Raw genomic sequence first — 12,550 nt, forward strand, 5'->3', positions numbered from 1 at the left:
CGCTCAGTCCAGCCAGACGAAGCCGGCGAAGCGCCCGGTGGTGCCCTCGCCGCGGAAGGAGTAGTAGTCCGCGGACTCCTGGGTGCAGATCCGCAGCCGCACCGACTCCTTCAGGTCGATCCCGGCCGCCTCCAGCTGCGCCCACACGCCCTCGGCGACGTCCAGCCCCGGCGTGCCCTGCCGGGTCACCGCGTGGCTGGCCGGGACCTTCTCGGCCACGTCCGCGCGCATCCGCTCGGGCACCTCGTAGCACAGCCCGCACACCGACGGGCCGGTGACGGCGACGATCCGCTCCGGCACCGCGCCCAGGCCCACCATCTTCTCCACGGTGGCCGCCACCACGCCGGCCTTCATCCCCGGCCGCCCGGCATGCGCGCCGCCGACCACGCCGGCCTCGGCGTCGGCCAGCAGCACCGGCACGCAGTCGGCGACCAGCACCGCCAGCGCCAGGTGCCGGCGGTCGGTGACCAGCGCGTCCACGTCGGGCGCCCGGCCCTGCCACTGCGCGGCGGCGTAGGCCACGTCGGCGCCGTGGATCTGGTTCATGTAGACCACGTTGCCGGGGTCGGCGAACCCCAGCTCGAAGGCCACCAGGGAGCGGTTGGCCGCGACCGCCTCGGGGTCGTCGCCGACGTGCCCGCCCAGGTTGGTCGCGGTGTAGGGGGCCTTGGAGACGCCGCCCCAGCGGTCGGAGAAGGCGAAGCGGGCGGTGCCGCCGTCGCCCACCGGACCGGTGTGCTGCCATATCGCCACGGGTGCCGGACCTACTTCAGGAAGTCGGGGATGTCGAGCTCGTCGGCCGGCAGCGGGGCCGGCTGCGGCGGGATCACCGTGACCGTCTGGGTGTCGGCCATCGGGTCGTGGGCCGGCGCTCCGGCCTCGGCCGGCTTGGGCAGGGTGCCCAGCACCTGCTCGCGCATGCCGTCCCGGACGCTGGTCTCGTCGTAGCGGTTCGCGGCGGCCGCCGCCGAGGACGTGGCGTGCGGCGCGCGGCGCTTGGCCGGCTCGCCGCCGTCGAAGCCGGCCGCGATCACGGTGACCCGGACCTCGTCGCCCAGGCCGTCGTCGATCACCGCGCCGAAGATGATGTTGGCCTCCGGGTGCGCGGCCTCGCTGACCAGCTGCGCGGCCTCGTTGATCTCGAACAGGCCGAGGTCGGAGCCGCCGGAGATGCTCAGCAGCACGCCGCGGGCGCCGTCGATGGAGGCCTCCAGCAGCGGGGAGGAGATGGCCATCTCGGCGGCGGCCACCGCGCGGTCGTCGCCGCGGGCCGAGCCGATGCCCATCAGCGCCGAGCCGGCCTCGCTCATCACCGACTTCACGTCCGCGAAGTCCAGGTTGATCAGGCCCGGGGTGGTGATCAGGTCGGTGATGCCCTGCACACCGGAGAGCAGCACCTGGTCGGCGGCCTTGAAGGCGTCCAGCACCGAGACGTTCTTGTCCGAGATCGACAGCAGCCGGTCGTTGGGGATGACGATCAGGGTGTCGACTTCCTCGCGCAGCGCCGCGATGCCGTCCTCGGCCTGGTTCGCCCGGCGCCGGCCCTCGAAGGTGAACGGCCGGGTCACCACACCGATGGTCAGCGCGCCGAGCTCGCGGGCGATCCGGGCCACCACCGGGGCCCCGCCGGTACCGGTGCCGCCGCCCTCGCCGGCGGTGACGAACACCATGTCCGCGCCCTTGAGGACTTCCTCGATCTCCTCGGCGTGGTCCTCGGCCGCCTTGCGCCCCACCTCCGGATTGGCGCCGGCCCCGAGGCCGCGGGTGAGCTCGCGGCCGACGTCCAGCTTGACGTCGGCGTCGCTCATCAGCAGAGCCTGGGCGTCGGTGTTGACGGCGATGAACTCGACGCCCTTCAGACCGACCTCGATCATCCGGTTGATGGCGTTGACGCCGCCGCCGCCGATGCCGGCGACCTTGATGACGGCCAGGTAGTTCTGCGGTGCTGCCACGTCCGACGGCCTCTCCGTGGTGTGCGGTGATCTGTATCCGGGCCGAAAACCCCGTGATCACCTTAGTCCCGCCCACACCGGCCGGTGACACGGCGGGGTCGTGCGACTGTGAAGTCTTTACAGGACATTAGGTCCCGCGACCTGTGAGGTTCAACGAACACGCCGAAACTGTCAGCAGGTTTTACTTCTCAGCGTAGTCCGACGACCCTTCGCGTGAGCCCGTCTTCCGATGAGGGGAATACGTATGTTGTCCGATAGCGCACTCCGATCTTAGCGGATTGCCGGTGCCGGACTCGAACCGTCACGAGAAGGCGGGGGCGTCCGGCGCGCTGACGTCATAGTGCCCGGCGTCGCGACCGATCAGCGCGGCCAGTATCCGTGCCTTGAGATCGGGCTGCTCCGGACCGCCCCACGCCACGGTCACCGCCTGCTGTTTCGCGGTGGAGGGCTTGAGCGTAAGGGTGATGGCATACGGCCCGGTCGCGGACACCGTCGTCACCCGCGACCGCAGCGGCTCCGGCAGCGCGGTCAGCGCGGCCAGCGCCCCGGCGACGGTGGCCGCGCGGTCCTTCGGGCGCGGATCGGCGAACTGCTCCAAGTGGATGACCGGCACCGCCGGGATCGCGGTCTGCACCGGCGCTGTGTCGAAGGCCACGCCGTCGGCGTCGACGATCACGAACGACCCGTCCGCGGCGGGCAGCGCGGCGGCCGGCACCCGCTCCAGGACCGTGATCGCGACGGTGTGCGGCAGGACCCGCTCGACCCAGGCGTTCTTGATCCGGGGCAGGGTCATCAGCCGGGCCTTGGCGGCTTTGGTGTCCACCCCCGCGACCGGTTCGTGCGGCGGGATCGCGGCGGCGGCCAGCACCTGCTGCTTGGTGAGGACCTTGACACCGGAGACACTGGTGGAGCGCACGTCGAAGACTTTGGTGTGCCAGAGCAGGCCGTATCCGGACAGGATCAGCAGCGCCAGCGCGACGGTGACCGTCACCGTCAGCCGCCGCCAGCGGCGCCGCTTGCGCAACCGGTCCAGATACCGCTCGACCAGGACCCTGCTGACCCGGTTCTGGTCGGTGCCGGTGGCGTTCATGGGCCCAGTTTCGCAGATGGGGCCTCCGGAGCCGGTCAGCCGTCGCCGCGCCTGAGCCTGCGGTAGTCGTCCTCCACCTTCTCCGGATCGGCGAAGTACGGGTCGTACCGGATTCCGGCCTTGCGGGAGGGCCGCCGGCGCAGAACCGTTTTGAGGTTGTTCATGAGCTTCGCTTTCAACTGATTGGACCCCGTTTAATGTGTTTCCTCTGCTTCCAAAACAACTGTAGGAAGAGATCGAACACGGCTACGATCCAATGCCGTGGCGGAATCACAGACCAATCTGGCCTGGGAGGCCCTGCTGGACTTGTCCGGCACCCGCCCCGGTCCGTTGCCCAACCGCCTGGCCGAGGCGGTCCGCGTCGCCATCCGGGCCGGCCGCCTGCCCCTGGGATCGGCGCTGCCGCCCAGCCGGGTGCTGTCCGCCGAGCTGCGGGTCTCCCGCTGGACCGTCACCCAGGCCTACAGCCAGCTGATCTCAGAGGGCTTTCTGGCCGGCCGCACCGGCTCGGCGACCCGGGTGAGCTGGTCCCCGGAACCGGACGAGCGCCGCCCGACCGGCTCGGGCCACTTCCCCGGCGCGCCGCGGGCGCACGCGCAGGCGGCCCGCTACGACTTCGCGCAGTGCACCCCGGACTTCCGCGCCTTCCCGCGCCGCAAATGGGTCCAGGCCATCCGCGTCGTCACCGAGACCGTCCCGTTCGACCAGCTCGGCTACGCGCCCGCCGGCGGCGAGCCGCGCCTGCGCACGGTGCTCGCCGAGCATCTGAACCGCCGCCGCGCCACCGCCGTGGACCCGACGCTGCTGACCATCTGCACCGGCGCCCGCCAGGGGATGGCCGCGCTGTGCCGGAGCCTGGCGGCGCAGGGCCACCGCCGCATCGCCGTCGAGGACCCCGGCTCCAGCGGCATCCTGGACCCGGCGCGCGCCGCCGGGCTGGAGCCGGTCCCGCTGCCGATTGACGACGACGGCGTGATCCCCGAGGCGCTGGCCGGGTTTCCGGACGTCCGCGTCGTCTCGGTGACGCCGGCCCATCAGGCGGTCAACGGCTCGGTGCTGTCCGAGGCGCGCCGCCGGTGGCTGGTCGAGTGGGCGGCCCGGGTCGACGGCCTGGTCATCGAGGACGACTACGATTCCGAGTTCGTCTACGAAGGCGTCTCGCCGCCGGCGATGCAGGGTCTGGATCCGCGCCGGGTGGCGCTGCTGGGCTCCATGAGCCGCACCATGACGCCGACGGTGAACGTCGGGTGGGCGGCGGTCCCCGCGCGCTGGGCCGCAGCGGTCCGGACCGAGTTGCAGATGACCACGGCGGCGCCGGCGCTGAACCAGCTGGCGCTCGCGCAGTTCATCGAGTCCGGAGCCTACGACCGTCATCTGCGCACCTCGCGGCAGCGGTTCCGGGCCCGCCGGGACGCCCTGCTGGCGGCGTTGGACGAGCAGCTGCCGGGGATCCGGATCAGGGGCCTGAGGTCGGGGTTGCACCTGCTGGTGGATCTGCCGCCGGGAGCCGACGCCGAGCGGATCATCGCGGCCGGGACGCGCCGGGGGGTCTCGATCTGCGACATGAATCTGTTGCGGTTGACCGGGGAGCCCAACCGGGAGCAGTTGCTGGTCGGCTACGCGAATCTCGACGACCGGGTGGTGGACGAGGGCGTGCGGGTGCTGGTCGAACTCGTTCACGAGTCGATGGCGGGCTCTAAGCAGGGCTGATCGCCTTCGAGGACCGCTTTCGAGAGGGCCGCCCTTGAAGACGGCCAGAAGACGGCCACGAGAACAGCCCGGCCATCCTGGCGAGGAGTGGCCGGGCTCTCGCGTATCTCGGCTATCTCGGCACTGGTGAGCGGTGAGCGGTGAGCGCCGTCGCGCCGCTACCCGAATCGGGAACTCGGCACCGGCCCGGGCGATCCCACGTATTCGCGCGGCGCTCCCAGCCAACTCTCGCCGACGCCGCCGACGAACTCCAGGAGCACCTCGTCGGTGTCCAGCGGGGTGGCGCCGTCCCCGGCGTCGACGTCCGCCGCCGCGGCCGCCAGCTCCGCCGCGATCTCGTCGGCCGGGCGCGGGTCCGGATCGGTGCGCACCGCCTGGCCGTCGACCATGCGGAGCTTGGAGCCCCACGGCGTCATCACCGACTGCCGCAGGAACCCGCAGACGTCGGCGGCGGCCAGCGGCGCGTCGGTCCAGTTCGTGGCCCGCTCGAACAGGACCTGCCCGGGCCGGCGCGCCCGCAGCGCGGCGAGCGTCTCCGGATCGGCCTCGTTGAGGTCGTAGGCGACGACCAGCGTGTCGCCGCGGTCCGGCTCGAACGGCACGGCCGGCAGCCCGAACCAGAGCGCCGCCGCCAGGCCGAGGATCCGGCTGTCCCGGTCCGGCAGCACCGACACGCTCCGCGGCCGCAGCCCTCGGGAGCGCAGCACCAGTGCGACGCGTCGCAGCACCTCCACGATGCTGCCGTAGGAGTCCCCGACCATGGCCCAGCGCCCGGTCATGCCGGCGTCGTAGCCCCACGGCGAGATGTTGATCAGGACCCCGCCGGTCAGGGCGAAGTGCCAGCCGCGCAGATCGCGCGGGCCCAGCGCCCCGTCCTGGACCCGGGCCGTCGCGGCCCGCACGAGCATCGCGCGCACCTTCTCCCGCGCCGGCACCCAGTCCGGCTCCTCCGGCAGCGGCAGCGCGGCGAACGCCTCCTCCGCCTGCACGAGGTCGCCGGCCAGGATCGTGTTGTAGGTCAGCTGGAACCGCGCCAGCCACGGCAGGTCGCCCTCGTGGGCCCGCAGCACCGCGACGGCCTCGCGGTGGCGGAACTCGCGCTCGTAGGCCGCCGCCAGCTCGGTGCGGATCGACACCACGGCCGGCTCCAGCTCCACCGCCGCGCTCAGCGGCCGGATCGCCAGGAAGGCGATGCCGCGCTCGATGCAGGTGTAGCCGAAGTCGAACAGGGCCCGGGCCCGGTCCTCGGCGTCCCCGCCGGCCTCGGCGCCCACCAGATCGGCCGCGGCCTCGGCCAGGTCGTCGAACCCGGAGCTGCGCGCGGCGGCGTGCAGCACCCGGGCCAGGTCGGCCAGCGGCAGCCGGTCCCCGGCGCCGCGCAGGTGTCGGATCAGGCCACTGATATCGTCCTCGGCCACCAGGGCCTCGGCCACCGCCAAGGGGTCGTCGGCGGGCTCGTCATCAGCGGATTCGTCGCCGCCCGCGGCGGCGTGGGAAGGGTTCTCGGGAGTCATCGCAGGTACCGTATCCGCCGATGCCCGGCCCTGCCCTGGGGTTTTACCGATTCTTGTCTCAATATCCGAGAATACGTACCCGGATTCACTCGGCGTGCGAACGCAATCGGCTTTCCGACCCGTCGATGATGCGAAAGGCAGCGCGGTCGCGGCATCCCGCCGCACGCCGCGCGCCAGTCCCACTACACGGAGGAAACCGCACGTGCGCAACCGCACCCGCCGCGTCCCGGCCGCTCTGGCCGCCGCCGCGGCACTCGGGCTGGGAGGGACCGTCGGCGCCGCGACCGCTCAGGCCGCTGCCGCGCCGAAGTCCCCGCAGGCCGTCCCGCTCTCGATTCCGCAGCTGACGTCACAGGTCAGCGTGCTTCCCAACGGCGACCGCGTGGCCGTCACCGGCGCCGGCAACAGCACTGGCACCGGCACCGGCCCCACCACCGCGGTCCTCGCGCCCGACGGGCGCACCGTCCCGGCGGCCGTCTTCGCGCCGAATCCCGCACACACCTACGTCATTCCGCTCTCGGTGCTGCGCTCGGGCCAGTTCGATCCGTCGCAGTACGACGTGCCCGCGCTGCACACGGCGAGTGCCAAGGCGAGCGCCGCGGGCGCCGCCAAGGCCGACGCCGTTCAGCCGGCCGCCGTAATCCCGCACTACCCGCTGCACATCCTGCAGATCAACACACTCGGCCTCGACGGCTCGGCCGCGAACGCTGTGACGTTCCTCACCAACGCCGACGACGTCACCCGCTGGTCGGTGCCGATCCCGGTGATCAACGGCGTCGACCGCGTGGCCGTCCCGTCCGGCCACTACATAGCGAACACCGTGTACTACGACTACGACCCGGCCACCGGCACGGACTCCTCGCGCGTCGTCACCGAGTCGAACCTCACGGTCGCCGAGACCGGCGTCACGACGCTCACCGCCGACGAGCGCACCGCCTCCTCGCTGGTGACCGCGAGCGCGCCGAAGCCGACCACCACAGACCTGGAGTTCCTGCGCTTCAGCGGCGTCGACCAGAACAGCCAGAGCGGCTCGTTCAGCCTCATGGGCAGCTCCCCGGTGTTCGTCTCCCCGACCGGCCCCTCGCAGGTCGGCCACTTCGAGTTCCAGCTTGTCGCCTGGGGCGGCGGGGGCCCGGCCGACGCCGCGCAGCCCTACCGGTACGACGTGATATTCCCGCCGTCGGACCACATCGACGCCGACCAGCGGCACACCGTCGACGCCGCCGCGCTCGAAACCGTCCACAACACGATCGACACCGACGGCGGCAACCCGCGGCGCCTGGGCGAGTACATGATGGGCCCGGCCATCGCGGGATTCGGCAGCTTCCAGGTCGGCCACGACTTCCCGGTCCCGGCGCGGCTCACCACGTACATCGGCGCCCCGGTCGGCGACATCTCCTGGACCCGCGCCGTCTTCCCGACGCTGCCCGCCGAGTCCGACCCCAACCCGTACTTCCTGGGGCTGGCGGCCGACCGGGACGTCTACACCGGCCCGGGCGAGCAGTGGCGCACCTGGGGCCACGGTCCGCTGACCGCGCAGGTCGGGCAGTTCCCGGACCCCACCTGGTGCCGCGCCTGCGCCGCCGGCGGCACCGTGGACCTGGGCCTGACCCCGCTGACCGACGACAACCCGGACAGCACTCCGCAGCTGATGGGCCCGGCGAACGTCCACACCACCGTCTACCGCGACGGCGCCGAGGTCTTCTCCCAGGACTACGCCTTCGGGGCCGAGCTCACCGACCAGCCACAGAAGCCGGGCGTCTACCGCCTCGTGTTCGACCTGGACGCGAGCAGCTTCCCGCTGACGCAGTCCACGGCCACCCACACCGACGTGACCGTGCCCTACGCCCCGAGCCGCGACGGCAAGCCGAACTCGAAGGCCACCCTCCCGGCCGGCAACTCGTGCATGGCCCAGGGCACCGGGACCACGCCCTGCACCGTGCTTCCGGTGCTGAACCTGGGCTACCACCTGGCGACAGACGCGACCAACACCTCGCACAGCCGGATCCAGACCCTCGACCTGGCGGTCGGCCACCAGAGCTACGGCGGCGTGGGCTCGACCGCGCGCGCCACCGGGGCGACCGTCTCCGTGTCCTACGACAAGGGTGCGACGTGGACCGCCGCGGCCGTGGTGCCGACGATCGGCAATCACTTCCTGGCGGTGTGGCCGAACGCGGCTGCCGCGGGCAGCACGCCGTGGCTGAAGGTGACGGCCACCGACGCGCTCGGCGGCTCGATCACGCAGACCGTCGCCAACGCCTACACCATCGGCTGAGGGGGATCAGGACCATGATTCGGATATCCGGTCACCGCGTGCTCGGTGTTCTCGGTGCGGCCGCTCTGGCCGTCGCTTCGTTGGCCGCGGTGGCGAGCCCGGCCAGTGCCGGTGGCGGGCCTGCGAACCCGGGCACTGGCACTGGCACTGGCACTCCGGCCGCCGTCACGGCTACTGGCACAGGCACCGTCGCCGCGCAGAGCAACGTGCGGGACGTCTGCGGCAAGCCCGCGCCCGGGCATGCCCGCTGCTTCGCAGAGATCCGCACCGACGTGCCCGCCGTGAAGCGCGCGGCGGCCAAGAACCCGGCGGCCAAGAACGCGGGCGCGGCGGCCCTCCCGGCCGGTCTCAGCCCCGCCGACCTGCACGCCGCCTACAAGCTGCCGACCACCGGCGGCGCGAACCAGACCGTGGCGATCGTCGACGCCGGCGACGACCCCACCGCCGAAGCCGACCTCGCCGTCTATCGCAGCACCTACGGCCTGCCGCCGTGCACCACCGCGAACGGCTGCTTCAAGAAGGTGAATCAGCGCGGTGCCTCAGCTCCGCTGCCGCAGGACGCGGGCTGGGGCGTGGAGATAGCCCTGGACCTGGACATGGTCTCGGCGGCCTGCCCGCAGTGCAAGATCCTGCTCGTCGAGGCGGACGACTCGATGGGCACGAACCTCGGCGCGGCGGTCGACGAGGCGGTCGCCCTCGGCGCGACCGAGGTCTCGAACAGCTACGGCCTCTTCGAGTCGAGCCAGACCCTCGGCAACGCGGTCCACTACGCGCATCCGGGCACGGCGATCGTGGCCTCGTCCGGCGACGACGGCTACGGACTGCCGAGCGAGCCGGCGGTCTACGGCAGCGTGGTCTCGGTCGGCGGCACGTCGCTGGCCAAGGCGGCGAACGCGCGCGGCTGGAGCGAGTCGGCGTGGTACCGCGCGGGCAGCGGCTGCTCGGCGTGGATCGACAAGCCGGCCTGGCAGACCGACGAGAACTGCCCGGGCCGGATGGTCTCGGACGTCTCGGCGGTCGCGGACCCGGAGACCGGGCCGGCCGTCTACACGGTGGCGCAGGGCGCGCCGGGCTGGATCGTCGTCGGCGGCACGAGCGCGTCCTCGCCGTTCGTCGCGGGCGTGATCGCGCTGGGCGGGCACCCGGCGAAGTTCGCCGACGCCTCGCCGTTCTACGGAGCGGCGGGCAAGACGGGGCTGTTCGACGTCGTGGCCGGGAACAACGGCGTCATACAGGACTGCGGCGGCGACTACCAGTGCAACGCGGTCGCCGGGTACGACGGCCCGACCGGCAACGGGACGCCGAACGGACTCTCGGCGTTCTAGTACTTTTACTGGACAGAGTGTCTCGAAAAAGCCAACCTTATCCGAGCAGCTTCAGCAGCCGCGGGCCGATCTCGGTCACGTCGCCGGCCCCGACGGTCACCACCAGGTCGCCGGGGCGGGCCAGCGCGGCCAGGCGCTCGGGGACCCGGTCGAAGTCGGGTTCGAAGACGCTGTTCTGCGGAGGCAGGCCGGTCTCGGCGGCGATGACGTCGCCGCCGACGCCGGGGATCGGCTGCTCGCCGTGCGCGTACACGTCGAGCACCAGCACCACGTCAGCGGCGCCGAGCGCGGGGCCGAACTCGTGCAGGAACGTGTTCGTGCGGAAGTAGCGGTGCGGCTGGAAGGCCGCGACGACGCGGCCCTCGCCGGCGAGTTCGCGGGCCGCGGACAGGATCGACGCGATCTCGGTGGGGTGGTGGCCGTAGTCGTCGTAGACGCGGACGCCCGAGGCCTCGCCGAGGAACTGCATGCGGCGGCGCGCGCCGGTGAAGGCCGCGACGCCTTCCAGGAACGGCTTGGCGTCGACGCCGAGCGCGAGCGCGACGCCGAGGGCGGCGGCGGCGTTGAGGGCGTTGTGGCGGGCCGGGACGCCGAGGGTGATCGGGCCGTGGGCGGTGGCTCCGGGGGTAGTAGCTCCGAGGGCAGTCGTACCGAGGGCGTCGGCGGCCACTATCAGCGTGAACGTCGGGAAGCCGCCGGTGCTGCTGACGTCGCTGACCCGGATCACCGCGTCCTCGCCGACGCCGTAGCTCAGCACCCGGACGCCGCGCGCGGCGGTGCGCTCGGCGATGGCGCGGGCGGCGGGGTCGTCGACGTGGATGACCAGGGTGCCGCCGGGCTCCAGGCGGTCGGCGAAGTCCTGGAACTCCGCGCGGACCTGCTCCACGTCGGCGAAGTGGTCGGGGTGGTCGAGCTCGATGTTGGTGATGACCGAGACGTCCGGGCGGTAGTGCGTGAAGGTGCCGTCGGACTCGTCGGCCTCGGCGATCAGCACGTCCCCGGCGCCGGCGTGGCCGGACTCGCCGGTGGTGCCGAGCTCGCCGCCGATGACGAAGGTCGGGTCCAGCCCGACGTGCCGCAGCGCGACGGCGATCATCGAGGTGGTGGTGGTCTTGCCATGGGTGCCGGCGACCGCGACCGAGCGCGAGCCGGGCATCAGCGCGGCCAGCGCCGAGGCGCGGTGCAGGAGCCGCAGGCCGCGAGCGCGGGCCTCGACGACCTCGACGTTGGTCTCGGGAATGTCGGTGGAGACCACGACGGTGTCGACGCCGTCCAGGTTCTCCGGCGCCTGCCCGATGGCGATGGCCGCGCCGAGCGCGCGCAGCGCCTGCACGGTGGCGGTGTCCTTGATGTCGCTGCCGCTGATCGGCAGGCCGCGCCCGAGCATGGCCCGGGCCAGCGGGGCCATGCCGACGCCGCCGATGCCGACGAAGTGGATGCGGCCCAGCTCGGCGGCCGGGACGACCTGCTCGGGGGCCGGGAAGCGGGGGGTGCGGCGGGTCATCGGCTCAGCCTTCCTCGGCAGCGGTCGGAGCGGAGGGCTCGGCTTCCTTGCTCGGCTCAGCCGCCTTGCTCGAAACGGAAGTCCCGACCGAGCCCGGCCGGGTCTTCCCCGCCGCCGCGTAGACCAGGTCGACGATCTTGTCGTCGGCGTCGCGGATCCCGAACCGGCCCGCGGCCTCGCTCATCGCGGTCAGGCGCCGGCTGTCCAGCAGCAGCGGCACGACGTTGGCGGCGAACCAGTCCGGGGTCAGCGCGGCGTCGTCGATCAGCAGGCCGCCGCCGGCCTCGACCACCGGCGCGGCGTTCAGCCGCTGCTCGCCGTTGCCGACCGGCAGCGGCACGTAGACCGAGGGCAGCCCGACCGCCGCCAGTTCGCTGCACGTCATCATTCCGCTGCGGGACAGCGCGAGGTCGGCGGCGGCGTAGGCGAGGTCCATGCGGTCGATGTAGGGGCGCGCGACGTACGGCGGCGCCGCCGGGTCCTCCGCTATGGCCACCTTGTTCTTGTCGCCGTAGGAGTGCAGCACCTGGACGCCCGCCTCGCGCAGCGCGCGGACCGAGGCCTCCATCGTCTCGTTGAGGCGGCGCGCGCCCTGCGAGCCGCCGAACACCAGCAGCGTCGGCAGGTCCGGGTCCAGGCCGAACTCGGCGCGGGCCTGCGCGCGCAGCGCGGCGCGGTCCAGGGTGGAGATGGCCGGGCGCAGCGGCATGCCGACGCAGGTGGCGCCGCGCATCGGGACCGCCGGGTTGCCGGTCAGCACGTGCGTGGTGAACCGCGCGCCGACCCGGTTGGCCAGGCCCGGGCGGATGTTGGCCTCGTGCACCACGATCGGCGTCCTGGCGCGGCGGGCGCCGAGGTAGGCCGGCAGCGCCACGTAGCCGCCGAAGCCGATGACGACGTCGGCGCCGACGTCGGTGATCACCTGCTGGGCGGCCTTGACCGTGCCGAGCAGCCGGGTGGGCAGGCTGAGCAGGGCGCCGGAGGGCTTGCGGGGCAGCGGGACGGCCGGGATCAGGCGCAGGTCGTAGCCGCGCGCCGGGATCAGCTTGGTGTCCAGGCCCTTCTCGGTGCCCAGCATCGTGACGCCGATCGACGGATCGGCCCGCCGCAGCGCGTCCGCGGTGTTCAGGGCGGGTTCGATATGCCCGGCGCTGCCGCCGCCGGCGATGACCACATGCAC

At 72.7% G+C, this 12,550-nt stretch carries 10 protein-coding genes; 3 read left to right on the plus strand and 7 right to left on the minus strand.

The features are described 5' to 3' along the window. Window positions 1-3 precede the first annotated feature (3 nt). The 4 genes from pgeF to ABD481_RS07970 form a co-directional block, all read right to left on the minus strand. Window positions 4-753, minus strand: a complete 750-nt coding sequence (gene pgeF / locus ABD481_RS07955; RefSeq protein ID WP_344664898.1) for a peptidoglycan editing factor PgeF — start codon at window positions 751-753, stop codon at window positions 4-6. 11 nt (window positions 754-764) lie between these two features. Continuing rightward, the gene (gene ftsZ / locus ABD481_RS07960; RefSeq protein WP_344664899.1) at window positions 765-1,952 is read right to left on the minus strand and encodes a cell division protein FtsZ; all 1,188 of its coding nucleotides are present in this window, start codon (window positions 1,950-1,952) and stop codon (window positions 765-767) included. A gap of 301 nt (window positions 1,953-2,253) precedes the next feature. Further along, window positions 2,254-3,042, minus strand: coding sequence for a cell division protein FtsQ/DivIB (locus tag ABD481_RS07965; protein WP_344664900.1), 789 nt, complete (start codon window positions 3,040-3,042; stop codon window positions 2,254-2,256). A gap of 35 nt (window positions 3,043-3,077) precedes the next feature. After that, window positions 3,078-3,206: a hypothetical protein gene (locus ABD481_RS07970; RefSeq protein ID WP_344664901.1), complete on the minus strand. Its 129-nt coding sequence runs from the start codon at window positions 3,204-3,206 to the stop codon at window positions 3,078-3,080. A gap of 97 nt (window positions 3,207-3,303) precedes the next feature. On the opposite strand from ABD481_RS07970, the gene pdxR reads away from it, so the two are divergent. Beyond that, a complete protein-coding gene (pdxR, locus tag ABD481_RS07975) occupies window positions 3,304-4,752 on the plus strand; it encodes a MocR-like pyridoxine biosynthesis transcription factor PdxR (protein WP_344664902.1) in 1,449 nt (482 codons plus the stop codon). Between the two features lie 158 nt (window positions 4,753-4,910). Here pdxR and ABD481_RS07980 read toward each other — a convergent pair whose 3' ends face one another. Next, window positions 4,911-6,266 carry a tetratricopeptide repeat protein gene (locus ABD481_RS07980; protein WP_344664903.1) on the minus strand — a complete coding sequence of 452 codons (1,356 nt, stop codon included), beginning with the start codon at window positions 6,264-6,266 and terminating at the stop codon, window positions 4,911-4,913. 202 nt (window positions 6,267-6,468) lie between these two features. On the opposite strand from ABD481_RS07980, the gene ABD481_RS07985 reads away from it, so the two are divergent. Continuing rightward, window positions 6,469-8,541: a hypothetical protein gene (locus ABD481_RS07985; RefSeq protein ID WP_344664904.1), complete on the plus strand. Its 2,073-nt coding sequence runs from the start codon at window positions 6,469-6,471 to the stop codon at window positions 8,539-8,541. Window positions 8,542-8,555: 14 nt separating this feature from the next. Then, a complete protein-coding gene (locus ABD481_RS07990) occupies window positions 8,556-9,866 on the plus strand; it encodes a S53 family peptidase (protein WP_344664905.1) in 1,311 nt (436 codons plus the stop codon). A 37-nt stretch (window positions 9,867-9,903) separates the two neighbouring features. Here the strand turns inward: ABD481_RS07990 and murC are convergent, their stop codons facing one another. Together murC and murG are read right to left on the minus strand one after the other, a co-directional pair. Next, window positions 9,904-11,370: a UDP-N-acetylmuramate--L-alanine ligase gene (gene murC / locus ABD481_RS07995; RefSeq protein WP_344664906.1), complete on the minus strand. Its 1,467-nt coding sequence runs from the start codon at window positions 11,368-11,370 to the stop codon at window positions 9,904-9,906. A gap of 4 nt (window positions 11,371-11,374) precedes the next feature. After that, on the minus strand, window positions 11,375-12,550 hold the full coding sequence (gene murG / locus ABD481_RS08000) for an undecaprenyldiphospho-muramoylpentapeptide beta-N-acetylglucosaminyltransferase (RefSeq protein ID WP_344664907.1): 1,176 nt from the start codon (window positions 12,548-12,550) through the stop codon (window positions 11,375-11,377).

The sequence above is a fragment of the Catenulispora yoronensis genome (genome assembly GCF_039531695.1).
Classification (GTDB): domain Bacteria; phylum Actinomycetota; class Actinomycetes; order Streptomycetales; family Catenulisporaceae; genus Catenulispora; species Catenulispora yoronensis.

Bases quoted from the DNA above. Each gene is read 5' to 3' on its own strand.
- murC (WP_344664906.1), bottom strand. From the start codon at position 11,370: ATGACCCGCCGCACCCCCCGCTTCCCGGCCCCCGAGCAGGTCGTCCCG.
- ABD481_RS07970 (WP_344664901.1), bottom strand. From the start codon at position 3,206: ATGAACAACCTCAAAACGGTTCTGCGCCGGCGGCCCTCCCGCAAGGCC.
- ABD481_RS07980 (WP_344664903.1), bottom strand. From the start codon at position 6,266: ATGACTCCCGAGAACCCTTCCCACGCCGCCGCGGGCGGCGACGAATCC.
- ABD481_RS07965 (WP_344664900.1), bottom strand. From the start codon at position 3,042: ATGAACGCCACCGGCACCGACCAGAACCGGGTCAGCAGGGTCCTGGTC.
- ABD481_RS07990 (WP_344664905.1), top strand. From the start codon at position 8,556: ATGATTCGGATATCCGGTCACCGCGTGCTCGGTGTTCTCGGTGCGGCC.